At 57.0% G+C, this 24,336-nt stretch carries 13 protein-coding genes; 2 read left to right on the forward strand and 11 right to left on the reverse strand.

Translation table 11 applies throughout. The annotated features are described in order from the left end of the window. Positions 1-3 precede the first annotated feature (3 nt). Together KO116_RS05875 and KO116_RS05880 are read left to right on the forward strand one after the other, a co-directional pair. Positions 4-2,187: an OsmC domain/YcaO domain-containing protein gene (locus KO116_RS05875; RefSeq protein WP_035562437.1), complete on the forward strand. Its 2,184-nt coding sequence runs from the start codon at positions 4-6 to the stop codon at positions 2,185-2,187. A gap of 98 nt (positions 2,188-2,285) precedes the next feature. Then, a complete protein-coding gene (locus tag KO116_RS05880; RefSeq protein WP_035562440.1) occupies positions 2,286-2,501 on the forward strand; it encodes a DUF2798 domain-containing protein in 216 nt (71 codons plus the stop codon). A 12-nt stretch (positions 2,502-2,513) separates the two neighbouring features. On the opposite strand, the gene KO116_RS05885 is transcribed toward KO116_RS05880, so the two are convergent. From KO116_RS05885 to glgA, 11 genes are all read right to left on the reverse strand, one after another. After that, positions 2,514-3,392 carry a DMT family transporter gene (locus KO116_RS05885; RefSeq protein WP_035562443.1) on the reverse strand — a complete coding sequence of 293 codons (879 nt, stop codon included), beginning with the start codon at positions 3,390-3,392 and terminating at the stop codon, positions 2,514-2,516. A gap of 159 nt (positions 3,393-3,551) precedes the next feature. Continuing rightward, positions 3,552-4,781: a nucleoside recognition domain-containing protein gene (locus KO116_RS05890; RefSeq protein ID WP_035562445.1), complete on the reverse strand. Its 1,230-nt coding sequence runs from the start codon at positions 4,779-4,781 to the stop codon at positions 3,552-3,554. Positions 4,782-4,987: 206 nt separating this feature from the next. Beyond that, entirely contained in the window at positions 4,988-7,213 is a 2,226-nt protein-coding gene (gene glgB / locus KO116_RS05895; RefSeq protein ID WP_045812080.1) for a 1,4-alpha-glucan branching protein GlgB, read from the reverse strand. Beyond that, positions 7,206-10,553 (reverse strand): maltose alpha-D-glucosyltransferase, encoded by a 3,348-nt coding sequence (gene treS / locus KO116_RS05900; protein ID WP_045812081.1) that lies wholly within the window; start codon positions 10,551-10,553, stop codon positions 7,206-7,208. The genes glgB and treS overlap by 8 nt, the downstream gene beginning before the upstream one ends. A gap of 103 nt (positions 10,554-10,656) precedes the next feature. After that, positions 10,657-12,684 carry an alpha-1,4-glucan--maltose-1-phosphate maltosyltransferase gene (locus tag KO116_RS05905; RefSeq protein WP_035562448.1) on the reverse strand — a complete coding sequence of 676 codons (2,028 nt, stop codon included), beginning with the start codon at positions 12,682-12,684 and terminating at the stop codon, positions 10,657-10,659. A gap of 58 nt (positions 12,685-12,742) precedes the next feature. Then, positions 12,743-14,941 carry a glycogen debranching protein GlgX gene (gene glgX, locus KO116_RS05910; protein WP_082072553.1) on the reverse strand — a complete coding sequence of 733 codons (2,199 nt, stop codon included), beginning with the start codon at positions 14,939-14,941 and terminating at the stop codon, positions 12,743-12,745. A gap of 112 nt (positions 14,942-15,053) precedes the next feature. Next, positions 15,054-15,662: a DUF2934 domain-containing protein gene (locus KO116_RS05915; protein ID WP_035562450.1), complete on the reverse strand. Its 609-nt coding sequence runs from the start codon at positions 15,660-15,662 to the stop codon at positions 15,054-15,056. Positions 15,663-15,736: 74 nt separating this feature from the next. Then, positions 15,737-18,550 (reverse strand): malto-oligosyltrehalose synthase, encoded by a 2,814-nt coding sequence (gene treY / locus KO116_RS05920; RefSeq protein ID WP_035562453.1) that lies wholly within the window; start codon positions 18,548-18,550, stop codon positions 15,737-15,739. Then, positions 18,543-20,684 carry a 4-alpha-glucanotransferase gene (gene malQ, locus KO116_RS05925; RefSeq protein WP_035562457.1) on the reverse strand — a complete coding sequence of 714 codons (2,142 nt, stop codon included), beginning with the start codon at positions 20,682-20,684 and terminating at the stop codon, positions 18,543-18,545. The genes treY and malQ overlap by 8 nt, the downstream gene beginning before the upstream one ends. Next, complete coding sequence (gene treZ, locus KO116_RS05930) at positions 20,681-22,540, reverse strand: malto-oligosyltrehalose trehalohydrolase (protein WP_035562461.1); 1,860 nt, start codon at positions 22,538-22,540, stop codon at positions 20,681-20,683. The genes malQ and treZ overlap by 4 nt, the downstream gene beginning before the upstream one ends. A gap of 15 nt (positions 22,541-22,555) precedes the next feature. Beyond that, entirely contained in the window at positions 22,556-24,229 is a 1,674-nt protein-coding gene (glgA, locus tag KO116_RS05935) for a glycogen synthase GlgA (protein WP_035562465.1), read from the reverse strand. Positions 24,230-24,336 lie beyond the last annotated feature (107 nt).

Here is a 24,336-nt window from a genome sequence, read left to right on the forward strand (position 1 = left end):
CTCATGGAAATCAAAGTTAACTATCTCGACAACCTCCGCCTGGAGGCCAAGTTCGACGATTTTACGGTTATCTCCGACCAGCCGATTCGCTACAAAGGCGACGGCTCGGCACCAGGACCGTTTGACTACTTCCTGGCGTCGTCTGCCATGTGCGCGGCCTACTTCGTAAAGGTTTACTGCAACGCTCGAGACATTCCCACTGAGAATATCCGTCTTTCCCAGAACAATATCGTTGACCCGGAAGACCGCTATAAGCAGATCTTCAAAATTCAGGTCGAGTTGCCGGAAGATATTTCTGAAAAAGATCGCCAGGGCATTCTGCGCTCCATTGACCGCTGCACGGTCAAGAAAGTGGTGCAAACTGGCCCCGACTTTCAAATCGAGACGGTAGAGAACATAGACGAGGACGCCCAAGCGCTGTTGATGGGCGCGCCGGAAGGCGGCAGTACCTATATTGAGGGCAAAGACCTGCCGCTGGAGCAGACCATCGCCAATATGAGCGCGATCCTGGCTGATCTGGGCATGAAAATCGAGATCGCCTCCTGGCGCAATATTGTGCCCCACGTATGGTCGCTGCATATTCGCGATGCGGCCTCACCGATGTGCTTTACCAACGGCAAAGGCGCGACCAAAGAGAGTGCGCTGTGTTCGGCGCTGGGCGAGTTTATAGAACGCCTGAGCTGCAACTTCTTCTATAACGATCAGTTTTTGGGTGAAGAGATTGCCAATAGCGCGTTTGTTCACTATCCCAATGAGAAGTGGTTCAAGCCGGGCCCGAACGACGAGCTGCCCGCAGAAATTCTCGACGAGCACTGCCTGGCTATTTACAACCCGGAAGGCGAACTGTGCGGCTCCAACCTGATTGATACCAACTCGGGTCGTGAAGACCGAGGTATTGTATCGCTGCCGTTTGTACGTCAAAGCGATGGCGAGACGGTCTACTTCCCCTCCAACCTGATTGAAAACCTATTCCTAAGCAACGGTATGAGCGCGGGCAATACGTTGGTAGAAGCCCAGGTGCAGTGCCTGTCGGAAATTTTCGAGCGGGCGGTGAAACGTGAAATCCTTGAGCAGGAGCTAACCCTGCCGGATGTACCGCAGGAAGTGCTGGCCAAGTACCCCAGCATTGTGGAGGGCATTAACGCCCTGGAAGCACAGGGCTTCCCGGTGCTGGTGAAAGATGCCTCCATGGGCGGGCAGTTCCCGGTCATGTGCGTCACCTTGATGAACCCGCGCACCGGCGGCGTGTTTGCCTCTTTTGGTGCCCACCCGAGCTTTGAAGTGGCACTGGAGCGCAGCTTGACCGAGTTGCTGCAAGGCCGCAGCTTCGAAGGCCTGAACGACCTGCCGTTGCCGACGTTTAACTCACAGACGGTTTCCGAGCCCAACAACTTTGTTGAGCACTTTATCGACTCGGTCGGCGTGGTCTCCTGGCGTTTCTTTAGTGCCAAGCCTGACTTCGAGTTTAGCGAGTGGGACTTCTCTGGCAGCAACGATGAAGAAGCCGAGACGCTGTTCGGCATTTTTGAAGAGTTGGGTGCGGAAGTGTATATGGCGGTTCACGAGGACCTGGGCGCGCCGGTCTGCCGCATTCTGGTGCCGGGCTACTCGGAAGTGTACCCGATTGAAGACCTGATTTGGGACAACACCAACAAGGCACTGGATTACCGCGAGGATATTCTCAACCTGCACCGTCTCGACGACGATCAGCTCACTGATCTGGTCGAGCGGCTGGAAGAGAGCCAGATGGATGACCATGCTGACATTATTACCCTGATCGGCATTGAGTTTGACGAGAACACCGTCTGGGGGCAGCTGACGATCCTGGAACTGAAGCTGTTGGTCTACCTGGCGCTGCAGCGTCATGAAGAGGCGCTGGACTGTGTACAGATGTTCCTGCAGTACAATGACAACACCGTCGAGCGCGGCCTGTTCTATCAAGCAGTGAACGCGGTGCTGGAAATTGTGCTGGATGACGAGCTGGAGCTAAACGATTATCTACATAGCTTCCAGCGCATGTTTGGCGAGGAAACCATGGCGGCCGTCGTGGGCTCGGTAAGTGGCGAGGAACGCTTCTATGGCCTAACGTCGACGAACATGCAGTTAGCGGGCCTTGAGCGCCACCAGCGCTTGATCGATAGCTACAAGAAGCTCCACGCGGCTCGGGCGGCGAAAGCGGAAATTTAAGCATCAGCTACAAGCAATGATAGTTAAACCTCTCTGCTGGCGCGACGGCACCAACAGGGTAGGTTTAAGGTACGTAAAACGGTAGTTAAGGACTTCCCATGAAGCATAGAATTATCTTCGCTATTCTTATGTCGTTTACGCTAACGCTGATCATGTCTGCTTGGATCACGTTCGTTAATGTTGGGGCACCTCCCAACTTCTTTAGCCTCTGGATGCATGCTTGGTTCTTGGCGTGGCCAGCCGCGGGAATCATCGCGTTTGTCAGCGGCCCCTTTATTCATAAATTAGCACACCGCATTGCCGAGAAGATCTAACTGTCTGGCTAGTTATGCCTGACTGGACTTACTGGAAGTAACGCTTAGCGTTGTTACAGTGATTAATATTAACCCCATGCCGATAATCTGAATAACGTCGAGGCTTCCATCTAAGAGTAAGAAGCCAAATAGTGTTGCGGTGACGGGCTCTACCATGGCTATCATCGAAGCTAACGCGGGCGCGGTGTGTTTTAGACCGACAATGTAAAGCACAAAGGAGAGGCCCGCCCCCAGTACGCCCAGGGTTAAAAACATCGGCCATTCTGAAGACCTTACAACGCTCACGGTTTGATCAATATCGCTCGGCAATATCAGCACGATGGAAAGCACTGCAAAGGCAATCGAAAGGACTGCCTGGGGGCTGCCATGGGGAGCTGCGTATTTAAAACCGAAAATAAAAACGGCGTATGAGAGCCCTGCAAGTAGCCCAGCAACCACACCGATCAGCGATAAGTCGCTTGCGCCAATCTCGTAAAGCTTTGTCAAAAGCACAATACCAATCATCACCAAGGCGATTGCCGCCCATTTTGATACCGTGGGTCTTTCAAGCTTTAGCGCGAATGATATTAGATATACAAATACCGGGGCGCAATACATCAATGTAGCTGCAACGGCCACGCTACCGTGCTCAATGCTTATGAAATAGAAGGAGAAATTGCCTGCAACACCCAGGCCCGCGATAGTAGACCAAAGCCATAACTGTCGATTCGAGAGCCCGCTGCTACGGGGACGAATTAGCAACCAGACAAGTACGAAAAGAAGCCCAATAAACCCACGGTAAAAGGAAACGACTGACGGTGCCCAGCCACTCTCAATAAGGATGCTACCAATCCCGCCGGACACACCCCAGAAAAATGCGGCTAGCGCCACAAACACTGTACTGACACCCATTATTTACTCTCCTTGTAGCCTCAATAAGGCTGCGCAATCCATGCGAAGCTGTTTCTATAATAGTGTTAAGGGCTCAAGCCTCCAATCCCAGTTGGCGTCTAAAGCGTACGTCGCTCATAAGTGTGGCAGACATTCTATGAAAATCGAGCGTTTCAGCACTTACCCAAAGAACCAGTAGCACACTGCAATGGCGGTGGTAACACCTGCTAAATCAGCCACCAGCGCGCAGCCTAAGCCATGACGAATACGGGTGATGCCCACCGCGCCGAAGTAAACAGCTAATACATAAAAGGTGGTTTCGGTGCTGCCTTGCATGGTGGCAGCCAGTAGGCCTGGAAAGCTGTCGACGCCAAAGGTGTCCATGGTTTCGATCATCATGGCACGGGCACCGCTGCCAGAAAGCGGCTTAACAAACGCCGTTGGCAGGGCATCTACAAAACGAGTATCCCACCCAACGCCTTCAACCAACCAGCGAATGCCGCTAAGACCGGCGTCCAGCACACCGCTGGCGCGCAGTACGCCCACCGCCACTAGCATGGCAATCAAATAGGGCAGCAGCGTAATGGTGAAGCTCAGGCCCTCTTTTGCACCTTTGATAAAGGCGTCATAGACCTTCACTCCACGCAATGCCGCTACGATTAAAAACATCATTACGATGCTAAATAGCGTCAGGTTGCCGACTAGCGTAGAGGCCGCCGCCAGCGCTTGGGCAGACATACCCGCCAGCGTGGTGATCAAGAGTCCCAACGCTAAGGCGGCCGCCACCAAATAGGCCAACACGACGGGATGCCAGAGCTTTAATCGCTGCATCACCGCTACCGCCAAAAGTCCTGCCAGACTAGAGGCGCTGGTAGCGAGCAAGATCGGTAAAAACACCAGCGTCGGGTCGGCGGCACCTTGCTGGGCACGGTACATAAAAATCGTTACCGGCAAGAGTGTCAGTGAAGAAGTATTGAGAACTAGAAACAGAATTTGTGCATTGCTGGCAGTTTCACTGCTGGGGTTGAGAGTTTGCAGTGAGTGCATGGCCTTGATACCGATCGGCGTGGCAGCGTTATCCAATCCCAGAATGTTCGCCGCGAAGTTCATGCTGATAAGCCCCATAGCGGGGTGGCCGCGAGGCACCTCCGGCATCAAGCGGCAGAAGAGCGGGTCGAGTACTCGCCCCAGCAGGCGTATCAACCCCGCCTTTTCAGCAATCGAAAGAAAACCCAACCATAAGGTCATAGTGCCCAACAGCACCAAAATAATATCGACGCTGACTTCCGCCATATCGAACAGCGATTGCACCAAACGGGCGAATACTTCGCTGTCGCCGCCGACTAACCACTGCCATAAGGAAGCCGCGAAAGCAGCAATAAAAAAGCTTAACCAGATTCCGTTGAGCATGAAGGAAGGGCATCCTAAGCAGTGAAGCGATGGGTAGTTAAACAGACAATGCCGCTTATCCTAACCAATGAATGCCCGCTCTCGCTAACCCGACAGAAAAAGAATAGGTGGCGCTGTTTAAAACCGTGCAGACCCTGGCTCAGTATCGAGTCAGGGCCGCTTTCACTTTAACGTGCTCCCGGAAAGTATTTCGGCTTTTTACTTGGTCATTGCATGTCGGCCGGGCGCAGCAGCAGTACCGCGAGTGGCGGTAGCGTCAATTCAAGGCTGGCGATTTGCCCATGAAGTGGGGAGTCTTCGGCGGTTAGCCGACCTAGGTTGCCCATGTTGGAACCACCATAACACTCCGCGTCACTGTTAAGGCGTTCTTCCCAACCACCGGCAAGCGGCACGCCCAGACGATAGCCTATGCGTGGGATTGGCGTCATATTGGCAACCACCAGCAACGGCTCACCGGTGGCGCTCCAGCGTAGCCAGGCAAAAACGCTATTGGTATTGTCATTGCCCACCACCCAGGTAAACCCTCGGGGTTCACTATCGCATTGGTGCAGAGCAGGTAGCTCGACGTAGCAGCGGTTAAGGTCGCTAAGCAATCGGTGGACACCGGTATGCCGGGCTTCGGCGAGCAGCGACCAATCCAGCTCACGGTCGTGGCTCCACTCCCGCCACTGACCGAACTCGCAGCCCATAAACAGCAGCTTCTTACCGGGTTGCGACCACATGATGGCGAGATAGGCGCGGAGATTGGCGAACTTCTGCCACTCATCGCCGGGCATCTTACCGATCAGCGAGCCCTTGCCGTGGACTACTTCGTCGTGAGAAATCGGCAAGACGTAGTGCTCAGAGAAAGCGTAGACCATAGGAAAGGTCATATCGTGATGCGAATAGGTGCGATACACCGGATCCTTGGCGATGTATTCCAGCGTGTCGTGCATCCAACCCATGTTCCATTTATAGGCAAAGCCCAGCCCGCCCTCCTTGGTCGGCTGGGTGACACCCGGCCAAGCGGTTGACTCCTCGGCAATAACGATGGTGCCGGGGGCTTCCTCGCTGATGACGTCATTGAGGTGGCGCAGGAAGTCGATGGTTTCCAGGTTTTCGTGACCACCAAAGCGGTTGGGAATCCATTCGCCTTCGTTACGGGAGTAGTTGCGATAGAGCATTGAGGCAACGGCATCGACACGCAATGCATCGACATGGAAATGCCGCAGCCAGTGCAGTGCCGAGGCGAGCATAAAGCCATGCACTTCACGCCTTCCCAGATTATAGATATAGGTGTCCCAATCCTGATGGAACCCCTCAAAAGGATGCTCATATTCGTACAGAGCGGTGCCATCAAAGCGTGCCAAGCCGTGGGGGTCGGTGGGAAAGTGGGCCGGCACCCAGTCGAGAATGACGCCCAGCCCTGCGCGATGGCACTCATCAACGAAGTAGGCAAAGTCGACAGGCTTACCGAAGCGGGCGCTAGGCGCAAACTGGCTCAATGGCTGATAACCCCAGGAGCCGCCGAACGGGTGCTCCATGATGGGCAAGAGTTCAACGTGGGTGAACCCCATGTCCAGCACATAAGGTATTAATTGCTCGGCCAGATCACGCCAACTATAGAGTTCGCCGTTGTCGCCGCCATGTTTGCGCCAGGAGGCAGCGTGCACTTCATAAATGCTTATTGGATGGGTCGGGTCATGGAGTTTTTGCCGCTGGGCGATCCATGCGTCGTCATGCCAGGTAAAGGGCGTGATGTCGGCTACCACCGAGGCGGTAGAGGGCGGTGCTTCGGTGGCTAAAGCAACTGGGTCGGCACGCAGGCCAATCGCACCGTAGGCCTCGACCACCTCATATTTGTACGCCTCCCCAGGCCCAAGGCGCGGTACGAATATCTCCCACACCCCGGCAGCAATGCGCAGGCGCATTATGTGTCGTCTGCCGTCCCAGCTATTGAAATTACCCACGACGGAAACACGCTGGGCATTCGGCGCCCAAACGGCGAAGCGCACGCCGTTGACGCCATCCACTGTCATGGGCTGGGCACCTAGGCAGTGCCCCAGCTGCCGATGGTTGCCTTCGCCTAGCAGGTAGAGATCCATTTCGCCCAGCAGCAGGCCGAAGCTATACGGGTCCTCGGTTAGCTGTTCGCCTTGGGGCCAGCGAATACGCAGCAGATAGGGAGCCGCATGCGGCAGCCGGGCAGCGAACAGACCAGGGATTTGCATGCCCGTCAGGCAGCAACGCACACTGCCGCCGTCGCGGTCGAGTACATCAACCCCTACCGCGCCGGGTAGGAATACGCGCAAAAACTGCCCTTTGCCATCACTGTGAATACCGAGGATGGCGAAGGGATCGCGATGGGTTCCTTGCGCTAGAGCGCTGGCGTCTTCCTCAGTCAACCACAAGCTGCGATCCAGAAGGGGTCGGGTGTGAATAACATTATTCATGTGGCTCTCCTGGGCTAAGTTGTTCGATGAGGGCAGCTAAGCCGTGCAGCGGCACACCCAACCATTCGGGGCGGTTGGCGGCTTCGTAGGCGATTTCGTAAGCCGTCTTTTCCAGCACGAACAGATCCACCGCCGCAGCGGCTCCGCTGGCTTGCTTCCATTCGTGGGGTATTTCCATGGTGGCCAGCCAATAAGCGTTGAGAAAGGCTTGGCGACCTTTAAGCAGATACTGCTCCACCACCGCATGGCTGGTGCCGGTATGCGTATCAGCGCCTTCATTGTCGCCGGGCCGGGCTTCCTCCACCTTGGCATAGGCGTAGTCGAAGGAGCGCAACATGCCAGCCACATCGCGCAGCGGGCTATCCTTCGCGCGACGCTCTTCCAAGGGCCTGGCCGGTTCGCCTTCAAAATCGATGATGTAAGCATCATCATGAGCCACCAGAACTTGGCCAAGATGTAGATCACCATGAATACGGGTGAGTAGGCTGCCTTGGGCAAGTTCCGACATCTTTTTGATGGCATCCATCAACGTGGCGCGGCGAGCCAAAATAATGTCGGCAAGCCGCTGTTCGGCTTCGTTGGCAGTGTTCTTGTGTTGCTCCAGCACGTTTAGCGCTTCCTCAACACGCTGCGTCACGCGTTGTGTCCAGTGCTGCACATGGGAGAGACCAGCGACTTCGGGCGTGAATGCTGGGTCGTCGTTGGGCGTCGCCAGCACCATATGCAGCTCACCCAATCGACGCCCTAAGGTAGTGGCAAACTCTGCCAACTCCTCGAAGGCGCCGTAGCGGGCTTCGGCTTTTGGCTCGCTTGCCCGTTCGTCGTCCGCCACCGCTTCACGAATGGCACGTTCCAGCTTATTGCGCGTCCATGACCAGGCATCGCCCTGGTTGTCGATGAAGCCTTGCAGAATCATGAGCGTTTGCGTGGCTCCCTCTTCGAGCCGGGTGACCACGCCGTACAAAGGCACGGTATGCGTAAAGCCCCGCTCAGTCAGGTAACTGCCGATTTCCGCTTCGGGATGAATGCCTGGCTCCAAGCGTCGGAACAGCTTGAGCACTAATTGATGATTGATGATCACCGAGCTATTGGATTGCTCGGCACTCTGCTGCACCACCTCGAGGTGCTCGGGAAGTGTCAGTTCGGCGAAGGTGGCGGTTGGCAAGAAATGAATTTCTCCTTTCTCATAAGGCAGCACGGTGCCTAGGCGCATGTTTTCTAGTACCGCCAGTGTAAAGGCATCCAGGGTGACCGCATCGGTGAGTAGCCCCACTTCGTGGAAGCGACGAACACGGGCCATGGCGAGCTGTTGGGGTAGCGGATTGCTCTGTTCATCTTCGCCCAGGAAAGCCAGCGGCAGTTGGTAGCGCTCGCTGCCTTGGCCATGTTTGACCTCCACTTCGCTAAACAGCAGCGTATGGCCGCTGTGCTCAAGGCTGGCAGTGGCGTGTAAGTGGACTTCCTCAATACGCGCCTGCTTGGCGGCGAACCAACGTCGCTTGGGCAGGTAGCTGGGCAGCGTCTCGCGTTCGAGTAGTCGCCTGGGTGTCTCCTCAAAAATCTCGTTAAGGCGCTTTTTGATAATCAGCGTAACGAAATCCGGCATGGGCTCTGGTACAGGCACATGCCACTCCGGCATGGCGGTAGCCGGGGCCAGCAAGAACCAGAAAAAACCGTAAGGAGGCAGCGTCAGCAGGTACGCCAGTTTACCCACCGGTGGAAAAGCGCTTCCGCCGACCATTTCTACCGGCACCTGACCGGAAAACGCGGAAAGATCGAGCTCCACCGCCTGGGCAGTGCTGGCCACATTGGCCACGCACAGCAGTGTTTCTGTCTCGCCATTATCGAGTGTCATCTCGCGTAGGTAGGCGAGAATATGCCGATTGGAGGGGTAGAGTGGCCGCATGGTGCCACGGCTGAAAGCACGGTGCTGGCTGCGTACTGCGAGTAGCCGCCGCATATTGCTAAGCAGCGAGTGCGAGTCACGAATTTGTGCTTCGACATTGACCGTTTGATAGCCGTAGAGCGGATCCATGATCGGCGGTAGCACGAGCTTGGCCGGGTCGGCGCGGGAGAAGCCGCCGTTGCGATCCACCGACCACTGCATGGGCGTGCGCACGCCGTCACGGTCGCCGAGATAGATATTGTCACCCATACCAATCTCGTCACCGTAATAGAGCACCGGCGTGCCCGGCATGGAGAGCAGCAGGCTGTTAAGCAGCTCAATACGCCGCCGGTCGCGTTCAAGCAGCGGCGCTAACCGACGACGAATGCCCAAATTAATACGAGCCCGACGGTCGGCGGCGTAGTGATTCCAGAGGTAGTCGCGCTCCTTATCGGTCACCATTTCAAGGGTCAGCTCGTCGTGGTTACGCAAAAAGATCGCCCACTGGCAGGTGGCCGGTATTTCCGGGGTCTGGCGCAAAATATCGGTAATCGGGAAGCGGTCTTCCTGGGCGAGAGCCATGTACATGCGCGGCATTAAAGGGAAGTGGAATGCCATGTGGCACTCATCGCCATCGCCGAAGTAGGGCCGGGTGTCCTCGGGCCACTGGTTGGCCTCGGCGAGCAGCATGCGGTCGGGGTAGCGCTCGTCGAGCACCGCGCGGATCTTCTTGAGTACCACATGGGTTTCGGGCAGGTTTTCGTTGTTGGTGCCTTCGCGCTCGACCAGATACGGTATGGCGTCCAGGCGCAGGCCATCGACCCCCATATCGAGCCAGTACTCCATGACCTTGAGAATCTCATCGAGTACCACGGGGTTATCGAAGTTGAGATCCGGCTGGTGGGAGTAGAAACGATGCCAGAAGTAGGCGCCGGCCACCGGGTCCCAGGTCCAGTTGGAGGATTCGGTGTCCAGAAAGATGATGCGTGTGCCGGGGTACTTTTGATCGGTGTCCGACCATACATAGAAGTCGCGCTCTGGTGATCCTGCTGGCGCCTGTCTGGCGCGTTGAAACCACTCGTGTTGGTCAGACGTATGGTTGATGACCAGTTCGGTAATCACGCGCAGTCCGCGCTGGTGGGCCTCCTGGATGAAGCGCTTGGCGTCATCAAGCGTGCCGTAATCGGGGCTAACGCTGGTGTATTCAGCAATATCGTAACCATCGTCGCGACGCGGCGAGGGGTAGAACGGCAAAATCCAAATCGTGTTGACGCCCAGGCTGACGATATAGTCGAGCTTTTGGATAAGCCCTTCGAAGTCGCCGATACCATCATCGTTGGCATCGAAGAAGGCCTTCACGTGTACCTGGTAAATCACCGCATCTTTGTACCAGAGTGGGTCATCGAGGAAATCCATCGCCTCGACGGCGTGTGTTTCGCTGCTGGCATCCATCATTGGCTTACCCTCTCTGCTTTGATCATTAGATAACAATTGACATGAACTAGCGGCTTCCAAGCCAATACCGTTGTTAATAAACCGGTAGCTAATAAACCGGAAGCTAGTGAACCGGGCGAAGTCGCCAAATGGCGAACGGCATAACGCTGGGGTCTAAGCGCATCGATTGCCATTTGCCATGCCAAGTCCATTGACGGCCACTCATGAGGTCCTCCACATGCAGTGCCGCCTCATCGGGAACTTCGAATAGCGCCATGGGCAACTCAAAGGCGCCCTCCTGAGGCTCAAACGGGTCAAGGTTGACGGCGACCAAGATGGCCTCGTCGCTTAGTTCGGTGCGCTTGGCGAAGAGCAATAAACGGTCGTTGTGTACCGCATGGAAGGTCAGCCCAAGATGGCTATGCAGCGCCGAATTCTCGCGACGGATGCGGTTGAGTTGGGCGATCTCATAGATGATGTTGCCGGGGGCGCTATAGTCGCGCAGGCGAATCTGGTACTTCTCTGAATCGAGGTATTCCTCCTTGTCGGGTACCGGTGCGCCTTCGCAGAGTTCAAAGCCGGAGTACATGCCCCACAATCCTGATCCCATGGTGGCCAGCGCCGCGCGAATCAGGAATCCCGCCCGCCCAGACGATTGCAGAAAATAGGGATTGATATCCGGTGTGTTAACGAAAAAGTTGGGCCGATAGCCGTCACGCAGGGGCGATTCATTGAGTTGCGTGAAGTATTCGGTTAGCTCCGCCTTGGTATGGCGCCAAGTAAAATAGGTATAGCTCTGTGTGAAACCCAGCTTGCCCAGGCGCAGCATCATGGCCGGGCGGGTAAACGCTTCGGCCAGGAAAATCACATCGGGGTCACGTTGGCGAAGATCGGCAATTAACCATTCCCAAAAGGGCAGCGGCTTGGTGTGTGGGTTATCAACCCGAAATATCTTTACCCCTTCATCGACCCAGCCTTGAACCACATTGCGCAGTTCAAGCCACAGCGAGGGAATCGCCTCTTCGGCGTAGAAATCGACGTTGACAATATCCTGATATTTTTTGGGCGGATTCTCGGCATAGCGAATCGAGCCGTCGGGCCGCCAGGAGAACCAGCCGGGGTGCTCCTTGAGCCAGGGGTGATCCGGTGAACACTGAATGGCAAAATCGAGCGCTATCTCAAGGCCGTGGTCGGCCGCGACACGGACCAGCTCGCGGAAGTCTTCGCGGGTGCCAAGCTCAGGATGGATGGCGTCATGTCCGCCTTCTTCGCTGCCAATGGCGTAAGGGCTGCCTGGGTCGTTCGGCCCGGCTTCAAGGCTATTGTTAGGCCCTTTGCGATACGCCCGACCGACAGGATGGATAGGCGGGAAATAGAGCACGTCAAAGCCCATGTCGCGGATTAACGGTAGCCGCCTGTGCACATCCTTGAACGTGCCGTGGCGATTGGGATCGTCGGTTTCCGAGCGGGGGAACAGTTCGTACCAGCTGGCAAAACGCGCTTTAAGCCGTTCGACTTCGAGCGGATAGAGGGCGTCGCTTCTGGTTATGTGCGGACGAGTATCCGCTTCGTGCATCAATCTAGTGGTTATATCATCTAATAGCAGCGCGACGCGGTCAGCATCATTCTGCGCCAGCCGGAATTGCTCAAGGAGGTCAGCCAGTGATTTATACAGCGCTCCCTCGCTACGCTCGGCGGCTTGTTCCACCAGTTGTCTGCCTTCTTCCAGTTCGAGCCCGATGGGAACCCCCGCCTGGTGTTTCTTGGCGAGTTCGTAGTGATAAGTGGCATACACATCCCACCAGGCTTCAATAATAAAACCATGGCGGCCCACCCGGAGAGGCGTGAAACTCCCTTCCCATACATCCAGGCCGAGGGGCTCGATCTGGCTCATGGGCGCGCGCTGTTGCTGCCCCTCATCGTCATGCCAGCAGATAGCCGCTGCCAGCACATCGTGACCGTCCGCGAAGATGGTGGCTTTCACCACTACCGTTTCGTTAACGATGGACTTGGTCGCAAAGCGCCCTTGATCCAGGGAAGGGGTGACGGCTTCAATGGCAATGCGCGGGGCATGGGTGGCCGCTAGGCCATGGTCCTGGTGTTGACTCTGTGCCGGGAGAGCCCCGGACGTGGGATAGACAGGTGAACTCATCGCATGCTTCTCCTTGCAGCGCGAAAACGACAGCGAAGGTATCCGCGCCGCCTTATATCTAGGTAACGGCGCCTTCGCCGTGCTGTACTAGCTCTAGCAGGGCCAGTGAACGACCTTCCATCCTGTGTTCCTCTCCAAAGGCGCGCTGGAAGGGGGCTTCCTCAATGGTTTGGCTGGTGTCGAGGCGGCATAACCATCCGCTACCACTCGGTGCGGCCGGTAGTTGAAAAGCGACGGCCTCATGGTGCGCATTGAAAATTAGCAGCAAGGTGACATCGGCCCCCGCACGGCGTATACCGGAAGGCTGGGCGCGACCATCGAGTAATAGGCCGAGTGTGCGCGCCTCGGTATCTTCCCAGCGCTCAACATCCATTTCGGCACCATCCGGGGCCAGCCATGCCACTTCCTTGAGCCCCATTTCCTCGTTGTACTCACCGGAAAGGAAGCGACCTCGACGCAGGATGGGGTAGCGCAACCGCAGTGCGATCACCCGTCGCAGGTACTCGATCATGGCGTGGGCGTCACCGTCTAAGTTCCAATCCACCCAACTGATCTCGTTATCCTGGCAGTAGGCGTTATTGTTGCCTTGCTGGGTGCGCAATAGTTCATCGCCCGCCAGCAGCATCGGCGTGCCTTGTGAGAACAGCGTGGTGGCGATGAAGTTACGGATCTGACGCAGCCGTAATGACTGGATATCCTCATCGTCAGTAGGGCCCTCCACGCCATGGTTCCACGATAAATTGTGACCATGGCCATCCTTGTTATCCTCGCCGTTCGCCTCGTTATGCTTATCGTTGTAGGCCACCAGATCAAAAAGGGTATAGCCATCGTGGGCCGTCACGAAGTTGACCGAGGCGAAAGGCCGCCGGCCTCGCCGCTTGAAGAAATCCGCCGACGCCATTAGCCGGGTAGCAAGCTCCGGTAACTGCCCTTCATCGCCGCGCCAGAAAGCGCGCACCGTATCCCGGTAGCGGTCATTCCACTCCGCCCAGCCCGGCGGAAAGCCACCGACTTGGTAGCCGCCGGGGCCGCAGTCCCAGGGTTCGGCAATTAGCTTGACCTGGCTTAGAACGGGATCCTGTCGGCAAGAGTCGAGAAAACCGCCGCCCTCATCGAAGCCGTGGGGTTCGCGGCCAAGAATGGTCGCCAAGTCAAAGCGGAAACCATCAACGCGCATCTCGGTGGCCCAGTAGCGCAGCGAGTCAGTGACCATTTGCAACACACGCTGATGGCTCAGGTTAAGGGTGTTACCCGTGCCGGTATCGTCGATGTAGTAGCGCAGTTCGTCGGGCATCAGCCGGTAGTAAGAAGCGTTGTCGATCCCCTTAAGGGAAAGGGTGGGGCCTAGTTCGTTGCCCTCGGCGGTGTGGTTGTAAACCACGTCGAGAATGACCTCGAGATCGGCGGCATGATAGCGCGCCACCAATTCCTTAAATTCATTAATGCTGTCGCCAGAGATATAGCGCGAATGGGGGGCGAAAAAACCGAGCGTGTTGTAGCCCCAGTAATTGCGCAGCCCTTGCTCTAACAGACGCTGATCATCAACGAAGGCGTGGATCGGCAGTAACTCAACCGACGACACGCCAAGCGAGCGGATGTAGTCAACCACATCGTTGACCATCAGCCCGGCAAAGGTACCGCGCAGCGCTTCCGGCACCGACGGATGACGCATGGTGTAGCCACGCACATGGGTCTCATAAACAATGGTGTGATCCCAAGGCAGCTGCACGCCTCGTGAGCGCCCCCAGGTGAAGGCCGGGTCGATCACGCGGCAGCGGGGCATAAATGCTGCACTGTCCCGCTCATCGAAACTTAGATCACCATCGGGATGGCCAATGGTGTAACCAAACAGCGCTTCATCCCATTGCAGGTCACCCACAATCTGCTTGGCGTAAGGGTCGAGTAGCAGTTTATTGGGGTTGAAGCGGTGGCCTTCCTCGGGTGCGTAAGGCCCATGCACACGGTAACCGTAAAGCTGGCCGGGGCGGGCGTCGGGTAAGTAGCCATGCCAAACTTCGTCGGTGTATTCGGGCAGCTCAACACGCGCCACTTCCTGTTCGCCGGTTTCATCAAACAGGCATAGTTCAACTCGGGTGGCATTCGCGGAGAACAACGCGAAATTAACGCCTAGGCCATCCCAGGTCGCTCCTAAAGGAAACGATGACCCTTCGTGAACACGTGCGTGCCGCATAACGCTTGGGGTTTCGTCGGCGGCAACGGACTTATCGCTGTCCCGCGAGGCGTGGCTTGTATTCATTGCATTCATCCTTGGGCCATTCGGGCACTTGGGAGTTAGCTAACGTTTTAACGTCTGTTTTTTAACGAGCGTTTTTAACGACATTGTTAACAACAGCTTTTAACTAGTACTTTTAACTCTCGGGGTCGCTTGTCTTAGGCGTGTTGGTTTTCTTCGCCTTTGGCGTCGCTTTTTTCGCTGTCTTGGCATCTGTCTTTTTAGCCGTTGCCGCCTTACCCGCTTTTTTAGGTGTGTTGGCTGTCTTAGCTGTGTTCGTCTCTTTACTAGCGGCCAGCGGGTCGCTGCTACGCCGCGGGCGGCGGGTACGCGCCACCTTGGCGGAGTCCTCAGGCAGTGGCTCCATCAAACTCGCTGTAGCGTCGGGATCGGTGGGTGCCTGGGGCGGATGGCCACGATCCTGCACCGGCAGGTCCTGCCCGACTACGGTGTCGTCGCGAAAGGGAGCTTCATCAAAGGCGGGGTCGCCGTCGGGGTCTTCCAGCGGTAAACGGTTCTCCTGGATGCCCACCTCGTCATCCTCTAGCGGCAAGTCCTCCTCCAAGATAGGTGTTTCGTCCAGAGGCTCACCGACTTCTTCCAAATCGGCGTCGTTACCGGCTGCTTGCTCAGTGGCAACGATCTTTAACGCTCTGTCCCAATGGCGTTGCTGTTGGCCTTCGGGTCGTCCTTCAGCTTCCCAGATGCTGTAGGCCAGTTGACGTACGCGTTCTTCGTCAGTCATGTCAGCTCATCCTATGTCCTATTTCACAATTCGTTTTCGACGCTCGTTTACGATGTGACAGGGTGTTGAAGTCATTAAGAAGTAACCCAAGCGCCACTGCTCTCCGTGTCGTCATCGCGCAGGTAGACACCGACGGGTAGTTCCGCCAGCAAGGAGGCAATAGGAAGTCCGTGGTCGCCTATCTCCAGCGAAGACGCGGTCAACACCCCCTGCCAAACACCAGCATCTGGCTGTAGCAAAGTATCTCCCCAGTGTGACGGGGGAATATGCGGTAGCTCGGCGTTGCCTAGCAGGGCAGTTGTCAGCCGCGGTACTACCACCAACAATCGGTAGCCAGCGTAACGCCGGGTAAATGCCACCACGTGGTCGGCATGCTCACCGGTTGCCGAGATAGGATGATAATCACCGTGGGTAAATAGCCGCGGATGACGATGGCGCAGCGCCAGTAACCGGGCGATGAGCGCTTGCTTTATTCGTCCATCCCGCCACGTTAATAGTGCCTCTGTAGGCGTGAGGGCCACTTCAAGCGCTGCTTGACGCGCGGCATGGTCGACGGGGCGGCGGTTATCAGGATCGACCAAGCTGTAATCCCAGAATTCGCCACCTTGGTAAAGATCAGGCACGCCGGGTACGGTCAAGCGCAGTACCGTCTGTACGAGGCCATTGAGGGCGCCTGGTAGATCGATAGTGCGTGCCGCCGCTGCAATGGAATCGCGCAAGGGCGGTGTGGTCAGTAAGTCTTCAAGGAACGCTTGAGAAGCTGACTCATAAGTATCATCTGGCCATAGCCAATGGCTGCGTAACTTGGCTTCGCGCAGGGCTTTTTGCTGCCACTGAGCGAGCCGCTGGGTAAACGTTTGCATCTCGTCGTTGTCCAGCGGGTCAAGCGTTGGCGCCCAAGCCCCTAGAAGAACCTGATAGAGAATCAGTTCATCGCCCGGTGAGGGAGCAACCCCGTTGGGCAACGATCGGCGCAGCGGGGCGGCTAACCGCCGCCAATGCTCAATGTGTGTCGCAAAGTGAGTGGCGTGTTCACTGAGTGCTGCTAATCGAGCGCGAACATCTTCGCCACGCTTGTGGTCGTGGGTGGCGGTGGTCACCATGGTGCGAGGGAATTGGCGGGCACGCCGGGCATTCGCCTCATGAAAGTGCCTGGGCGAATGGCTGAAGTGCTCGCCATCGAAGCCCACATCGTTTCGCGAGATCAACACGGCGCTGCGATATCCCGCGGTATCTTCCACTGCCTTGGCCGCCACCGGCGAGGTGAGCTGCTGGAAACGCACTATGGCGCGCTGACGCAGTCGGCGCTCTTCAGCATTAGCGATGTCTTGGGGAGCTTCTCCCCCCAGCCAGCGCTCCATGGTTTCAAGAACGGCAGCGTCGGGTGGATTTAGCGCTTGCCGAGCCCCTCGCATCGCCTGAGTGAAGAAGGGGGCATCGGCTTCGGGGCGCCCGGCTTCGTCGGCATAGCTGCGATAGATGGGGAAGTGAACGATTAATGCTTCCAGCGCCCGGCTGATGGCCGCCAGGGTAATATCACGGCTGGCCAGCTGGGTGCGAGCAACGGCATGCAGGGCGTTGGCACAGGCATTGAATTCGCTGGCCAGTAGTGAGGTCAGTATCTCGCGCCTGGCCAGCCGTACCTCAGCTAAAAAATCAACGTCTCGGCCACTGATTTCCTGCCAAAGCGTTCGCAATGGTGCGGCACTGGCCGGGTTGTGCTGTATGCCTGAGACCTCGTTCATAAACTCATAACCGCTGGTGCCGTCCACGCCCCAGTCGTCATGTAGTGTTTCGCCATCACCCAAAATCTTTTCTACATAGAGAGCGACGTGGGGAGGCACATCGGCTGGTCGCTTGGCTTGCAAGGCATCCAGGCGCTGGCGAAGCTTTAGGCAATAACCGCGTGGGTCGGCAAGCCCATCAACGTGGTCGACCCGTAAGCCATCGACCCAGCCCGCTTCGACCAAACGTAACGGCAGGGCATGAACGGCTTCGAACACTTCCGGCACTTCAACGCGTAGTCCACCCAGTTCGGTGACATCGAAGAAACGCCGCCAGTTGATCTCATCAGAAGCGGTGCGCCACCACGCCAGGCGGTAATGCTGGCGTTCAAGTAAGTTATGCAGGCGAATGGCGCCGTTGGGATTTGCACCGTCGAACAGGGGCAGAACAGCGTCGAGCGACTGCCGGGCAGCGGGGGATTCCATCACCTTGCTTAGTTGATAACGCGCCTCGTCAGCGGCGGTATAGGCGTCTTCGCGTTGCTGCAGGGCATCGAAAAAAGCCGCCTGTTCGTGCAGCACGTTGTGCTCAGCAAAGCGTAGTATGTCGCCGTAATGACGAGGGTCGATGGGAAAACGGTGCTCGTGATAATCCACATGGAAGCCCGCCGTATCGGCGTCGTAGCTCAGTTCTAATTCACCCGAATGCAGGGTTTCGGCATAAGGATCACCCAAGAACGGCACAAGCAGCTTTCCGGCAAGCGAGGGGGCGGCGTTATTAATATCAGCAGCGTGCCAGTCAATATCGAAGAAGTCGGCATAGGGGCTATCTTTCCCCCAGGTCAGCACATCCTGCCACCAGCGGTTTTGGGAGCCCCCCACCGCTAGGTGGTTGGGGACAATATCCAGGATTAGCCCCATGCCGCGCGAGCGAAGCCGCGACACTAAGCGCTCCAGCGCCGCCTCGCCGCCTAACTCAGGGTCGATGCGTGTTGGGTCGATGCCATCGTAACCATGGGGCGAACCGGCACGTGATGCCTGTAGCGGTGAGGCATAGATATGACTAATACCCAGGCTGGCGTAATAGTCTACCCAGTGTTCGGCATCCTCTAAGGTAAAGTCGCGGTGAAACTGCAACCGCACAGTCGCGAGGATTTCATTCATGAGTCGATTTCCCAGATAGGGCGGATCGTGATGGTTTGCCAGAGGAGGAGTCTTTACGTGCACGCGTCAGCGCCGCGAGCCGTTGACGAACCTCATCCGATGTCAGTAAATCATAGGCATCGGATGCCCAGCGCCGACGCCAATTAGGGTGCTCATCCACCGTGTTCGGTAAGTTGGCTTGCTCCTCAAGCCCTAAGGCGTCTTCAACCGGGAGCAAGAGTAACGGCGCGGGCGTGGCGGCTAAGTGACGCGCACACGCATCAAGTACCTGCGAGGCGGGTATATCGGCCGCTTCTAGCGTCTCGGTCGTTGGCTTTACACCCAGTAAGCCCAGCGTCGCGGCGAGTTTGGCACGCTCCTTGCGCCTGGCTAGCCGTTCGCTTTCAGCACTTTGCGTTTCCTTGAGCAGCCCCAAGCGGCTGCGCCATTCAATATCGCGCCCCGCCCACCAGCCCGCCACGGTGGGCAGGTCATGGGTTGAAGAGGTGGCCATGGCATTGGGGTTCCAATCGCTGGCGGTAAGGTAGTGATGCGCCTCGTCCTGCTCGAACCACAGCACCTGCATGCCCAATATGCCGCGGGCGGTAAGGCGTTCGCGAAAGCCGGGGGCGACGGTGCCCAGGTCTTCACCAATCACGATGCCGCGGTGTCGCCACGACTCCAGCGCCACCAGGCGGAGCATGTCGTCTAGCGGGTAGCGGAGATAACCGCCTTCAGTGGGCGGTGCGCCACGGGGAATGAGCCATAGTCGCAACAAGCCGAGGATATGATCGATGCGCACCCCGCCAGCATGGGCAAAGGCACTGCGCAGCATGTCAATGAAACTTCGAAAGCCTGAACGCTTCAGACCGTCGGGCGAAAAGGCGGCGAGGCCCCAGTTTTGACCATGGGCATTAAACAGGTCGGGTGGGGCGCCAATTGAGACGCCTTCCAGCATATCCGTTGGGCGGCTCCAGGTTTGGCTGCCACCGGCATCCGCCCCCACCGCCAGATCTGCGATCAAGCCAATCGCCATACCGCTCTCACGGGCGACTCGCTGAGCACGGGACAGTCCATCGGCGGTTATCCACTGCAAGAAAGCATGAAAACCGATTTCATCGGCACGGGTTTCGGCGAAGTGAGCAAGCTTAGGGCTGGCTGGGTCGCGTAGTTCTTCGGGCCACTCTCGCCAGTCGCCGGGGCCGAGTTCTCTTTGCAGGGCTTCGAAGCGGCAATGATCTTCCAGCAAGGCGCCACCCGCACGGCGAAATGCCTGCATTTCCCGGTGGAGGGTTTGGGCTTCATCATCTTCACGCGCCATGAAGTCATCGTAGAGATAACGCAGCCAGGAGAGCTTGGCGCGTGCTGCCTCGGGCCAATCGAGGTAGTCATCGGCTTCCAGGCGGCGCAGCTCAGCATGCAGCCCATTACGTGCCTGGGCGTCATGAACACTGGCGTCGCCCAGCAGGGTTTCTGCAGCGCTGTAAAGCACGTTATAGAGTAGGCGGGTGGAGGGGGAGTAGGGGCTGTAGCGCTCAGGGTCGGCGCTAAACATGGCATGGGTCGGGCTAATTGCCAGGGCATCCGCGCCTTGCTCGGCGGCATGCAAAACGCACTGTTCCAGTGCCAAGGTGTCGCCGATGCCGCCGTCCCCGGGACGCCGCAATGCGTAAAGCTGCGCTGCCAAGCCCCATAGTCGTGGTGTAATCTCACCGCTGGCGTCACTCAGTGAGTAACACTGGTGTGGCGCAACGGCCAGGGTCAGTTCGGTATCGGCTACCTGCAACTGGTGATAGCCGATCTCGGTAATGCTGGGCACCGTACCGCCATCGTCAAGGTAACCTTGTTTAGAACCGCCTTGCTCAAGCTGCAATGTAAACGCGGTGCCGGGAGGCAACGGCGAGGGTAGCGGTATCGGCGTGTCACAGTCGGCGGTAAGCAGCGGTGGCCATTCTGCAGGGCTTCGCGGCGCATGCAGGCGTTTCAGGCGTTGCAAGCCTTCCTTCATGGCAGACTTACTCGACGTTGAATAGCCGAGTGCTTCCAGTAGGTTACGCTGAGCCTGCTCAGACAATTGGCAGTGCTCGCCGTCGCTATTTTCCCACTCAAGTAGTAAACCGGCCGCTTCGGCGAGTTCCCTCAACGACGCTTTCATGCACTGACCTCCTCGTCACCGGGGGTGTGGCGCAACCAGGCAGCCGCGGCACGGGGTGGCATCCGGCCGCTCTCGGTGGCCTTTGCGGCGCCTTCGGTAGTTTCATAAAGCAGTTGACCTACTCCCAACCCCGGCGTGGCTGCCGCCTGCTGCCCAAGATTGAGTGCTATTACCAGTTGGGTGTCGTCACTCATTCGCCAGCGGGCCAGTACGGCCTTGTCGCCGAGCACTTTTGCCCCCAGTGCTTCTGCGCCAGGCAGGCGCGGCACAATATGCTGGTGACGCAGCGCTAATAGCGTGCGATAGCGGTGCAAACAGGCGGCAAAGGGAGATGTTTCCCTCGCGGCGAAGTCGGGGATGGAGGCTTCGAAGGTGGTCAGCGCATTAGGGTCGGGTATGCGTTCGCGGCTCTTCTCGTCAAAAAAAGCGCTAAAGTCGGCAAACTCTGCCCGCCGCCCTTCGCGAACCGCTTGGGCGAGCTCCTCATTATGTTCAGTGAAGAATAGAAAGGGTCGGGTGGAACCCCACTCTTCGCCCATGAACAGTAGTGGAATCATGGGTGACAGCAGCAGTAAAACCTCAGCGGCTGCCAGTGAATCGGCATCGGCGAGCATGCTCAATCGTTCGCCAAGGGCGCGGTTACCGGTCTGATCATGGTTCTGGAGAAACGCGACGAAGGCTGTTGGCGGCAGATGGGCGCTGGGCTCTCCGCGGGAATGTCCATGACGCGATGTATGGCCCTGAAATATAAAGCCTTCACTGAGGCAGCGGGCCAACCTAGGCGTAGCGTTATCGACAAAATCGCTGTAATAGCCTTCCTGCTCGCCGGTCAGCAAGACATGCATCACGTTGTGCCAGTCGTCATTCCATTGAGCGGTAAACTGCTGTTGGTTGAGCAGGCTGGCGGTATTGCCTTCGTTCTCTAGCACCAGATGAATATGCCGCTCGGGAGCCATTTGGGTGCGTATTGTGCCGGCCAACTCGACCAGGAAGTCCTGCTCGCTAATGGCGTGGACAGCATCGAAACGCAAGCCATCCAGGTGATACTCCTCCAACCACATCAAGGCGTTATCGATGAAGTAACGACGTACCATCGGTTGGCGGAAGTCGATGGAAGGCCCCCAGGGTGTGACCAAATCCTCACGGAAGAAGGCGCCAGCGTAGTTGGCCAAATAGTTACCGTCGGGGCCGAAGTGGTTGTAGACCACATCAAGAAACACCATCAGGCCGTAGGAGTGAGCCTCGTCGATCAGTGCTTTCATGTCATCAGGGCTGCCGTAGGAGGCTTCCACCGCGTAGGGCAGTACGCCGTCGTAGCCCCAGTTACGCGCACCGGGAAATTCCGAGACCGGCATCAACTCAATGGCATTGACCCCTAGTTCGGCCAGGTAGGGCAGGTGTTGGCGCACGCCTTTAAAGCCACCCAGGGTGCCGACATGCAGTTCGTAAAGCACGGTTTCGTGCCACGGGCGCCCCTGCCAATCGGCGTTTTTCCACTGGTAGTTATTGGGGTCGATCACCACACTGGGGCCGTCGATATCACCGGCCTGAGCACGGGCGGCGGGGTCGGGCACTAGGCTGCCCTGCTCGTCGTCCTTATCGAACACTCGGTAGCGGTAGCGAGCACCGTGCTCACAGGCCACTTCGGCCGTTACGCGGCCGTCATCGGCCTGATCCATGGTGACACTGGGCAGGCCCTCGACCTCTACATCGACCCGGTGAGCGCCCTGCGCCCACAGCACAAAACGAGTCCGTCCCTCGCCCAAAACCTGAGCGCCAAAGGTGGGGTGAAAACGGCTCGTATGTAGCTTGTTTTTCTTCAATCTGGTGGTCTGGAGCTGAGGCCTTTCAAACATCGCTTGTCACCTCCATCATTGGGCCAGTGCCGCCTCGTTACCTGCCTGTTCAAGGGCCTGCAGGTACAGCTTGCTATAGGGAACAATTGACTGTTTCCAGTGGTAGCGTCCTGTCATCGCCGCCCCCCGCATGGCATTGAACAGGTCGGTCGACTTGTAGACTGCGAAGGCACGCTGAATGGCATGCATATAGCTGCCGAACTGCATGTCATCGAACAGAAAACCGGTCACGCCGTCTTCGATGGTATCGGCCAGGCCGCCAGTGCGGTGAGCGATCGGCAGTGACCCAAAACGCTGGGCATACATCTGGCTCAGCCCGCAGGGCTCGAAGCGTGAAGGCATTAGCAGGAAATCACTCCCCGCGAAAAGGCAGCGAGCCTGATACTCATCGAAACCGATATAGGCTGTAATGGCACCAGGAAAACGAATGGCCAGCTTACGCAGGGCTTCCTCGACGTGATGTTCTCCGCAGCCCATAAAAACGATTTGGCCGCCCGCATGGACAATGGCCTTCGCGGCCTCGATGGTCAGATCAAGCCCTTTCTGATGCACCATGCGTGAGATCACGGCAAATAACGGGCCCTGGCTGGGGGTGAGTCCAAAATGGCGGCGCACATAATCCGCATTGGCCCGTTTGCCGCGCCAATCATTAGAAGAGAAAGCCTGAATCAAATGGCTATCGGTACGTGGGTCCCAGGAGTCGTCAATACCATTGGGAATACCGCTCAAGCGACCCTGTTCGGCTTTGCAGCGAAGCAGCCCGTCCAGCCCACATCCGAATTTAGGGGTGGTGATCTCTTGGGCGTAGGTGGCGCTGACGGTGGTTACTTGCGAGGCATAGACAATTCCCGCTTTCATGAAGGAAAGGTCGCCATAATATTCGACGCCATGAATGTTAAATGCGTCGTAGGGAATGCCAAGTAACGCTAGGCGCGAGGCATCAAATACGCCTTGGTAAGCCAAGTTGTGGATGGTGAAAATGGTTGGAATTGAGTGCCCTTGCCAATGCACGTAGGCGGGCGCCAATCCGCACGCCCAGTCATTGAGATGTAGTAGTTGGGGCTGCCAATCCAAATTCGCTTTGCCCAGGGCGATATCAGCCGCCGCCCGTGACAGCCTAGCAAAGCGAATATCGTTATCGTTCCAGCCTATATCCTGACCATCGCCATAACCGCTTGAGCCGGTGCCATAGGGAGTGCCTTCACGCTCATAAAGCTCTGGGCAGAGCAGCACGTAAACGATCAGCCCATCGCGGCAGGTTAGCTGGCCAATATCACAGGCTGGCAATCCCGCAAAAGCGGGCAAATGGCCAACCGTCACGATGTCATAATCGGACTGAACCATTTCCCGATAAGCGGGGATTAATACCCGTACATCGTGATGCGCTGCCAGTGCGCGGGGAAGCGCTGAAGAGACGTCGCCCAGACCGCCGACCTTAACAAAATCGGTAATTTCAGTGGTAACAAATAGAATGCGTTGTGGAGAGTCGAGTTTATCGTTATGGCGTCGATCAATAATGTCGTAACGGCGATCGGTAACAGTTTGATTTAAATGGTGCCGGGGGATTACTTGGTTATCGGTGAAAGGAGCATCCTTCAGTCTAGGCCCCTCTTTTTCGTCATTTTCTACCATGCTCTCGTCCGACATGCTTTTAACGTTAGCAACCTCACTCAAAGCCACATCGCCCATGCTCTACCTCCCTGGATTACCATGGTCAATACTGTTTAACTGATAGCTTTTAACTAGATCGCCTTAAGTCAGACAGTATTTAGGTATTTAATATTTAGGTATCTAGT

It is taken from the genome of Halomonas sp. KO116 (genome assembly GCF_000734975.2).
Classification (GTDB): domain Bacteria; phylum Pseudomonadota; class Gammaproteobacteria; order Pseudomonadales; family Halomonadaceae; genus Vreelandella; species Vreelandella glaciei.

What these genes read in the sequence shown, in the direction of transcription:
- KO116_RS05875 (WP_035562437.1), top strand. Translation starts at nt 4, where the DNA reads ATGGAAATCAAAGTTAACTATCTCGACAACCTCCGCCTGGAGGCCAAG.
- KO116_RS05880 (WP_035562440.1), top strand. Translation starts at nt 2,286, where the DNA reads ATGAAGCATAGAATTATCTTCGCTATTCTTATGTCGTTTACGCTAACG.
- KO116_RS05885 (WP_035562443.1), bottom strand. Translation starts at nt 3,392, where the DNA reads ATGGGTGTCAGTACAGTGTTTGTGGCGCTAGCCGCATTTTTCTGGGGT.
- KO116_RS05890 (WP_035562445.1), bottom strand. Translation starts at nt 4,781, where the DNA reads ATGCTCAACGGAATCTGGTTAAGCTTTTTTATTGCTGCTTTCGCGGCT.
- glgB (WP_045812080.1), bottom strand. Translation starts at nt 7,213, where the DNA reads ATGAATAATGTTATTCACACCCGACCCCTTCTGGATCGCAGCTTGTGG.
- treS (WP_045812081.1), bottom strand. Translation starts at nt 10,553, where the DNA reads ATGATGGATGCCAGCAGCGAAACACACGCCGTCGAGGCGATGGATTTC.
- KO116_RS05905 (WP_035562448.1), bottom strand. Translation starts at nt 12,684, where the DNA reads ATGAGTTCACCTGTCTATCCCACGTCCGGGGCTCTCCCGGCACAGAGT.
- glgX (WP_082072553.1), bottom strand. Translation starts at nt 14,941, where the DNA reads ATGAATACAAGCCACGCCTCGCGGGACAGCGATAAGTCCGTTGCCGCC.
- KO116_RS05915 (WP_035562450.1), bottom strand. Translation starts at nt 15,662, where the DNA reads ATGACTGACGAAGAACGCGTACGTCAACTGGCCTACAGCATCTGGGAA.
- treY (WP_035562453.1), bottom strand. Translation starts at nt 18,550, where the DNA reads ATGAATGAAATCCTCGCGACTGTGCGGTTGCAGTTTCACCGCGACTTT.
- malQ (WP_035562457.1), bottom strand. Translation starts at nt 20,684, where the DNA reads ATGAAAGCGTCGTTGAGGGAACTCGCCGAAGCGGCCGGTTTACTACTT.
- treZ (WP_035562461.1), bottom strand. Translation starts at nt 22,540, where the DNA reads ATGTTTGAAAGGCCTCAGCTCCAGACCACCAGATTGAAGAAAAACAAG.
- glgA (WP_035562465.1), bottom strand. Translation starts at nt 24,229, where the DNA reads ATGGGCGATGTGGCTTTGAGTGAGGTTGCTAACGTTAAAAGCATGTCG.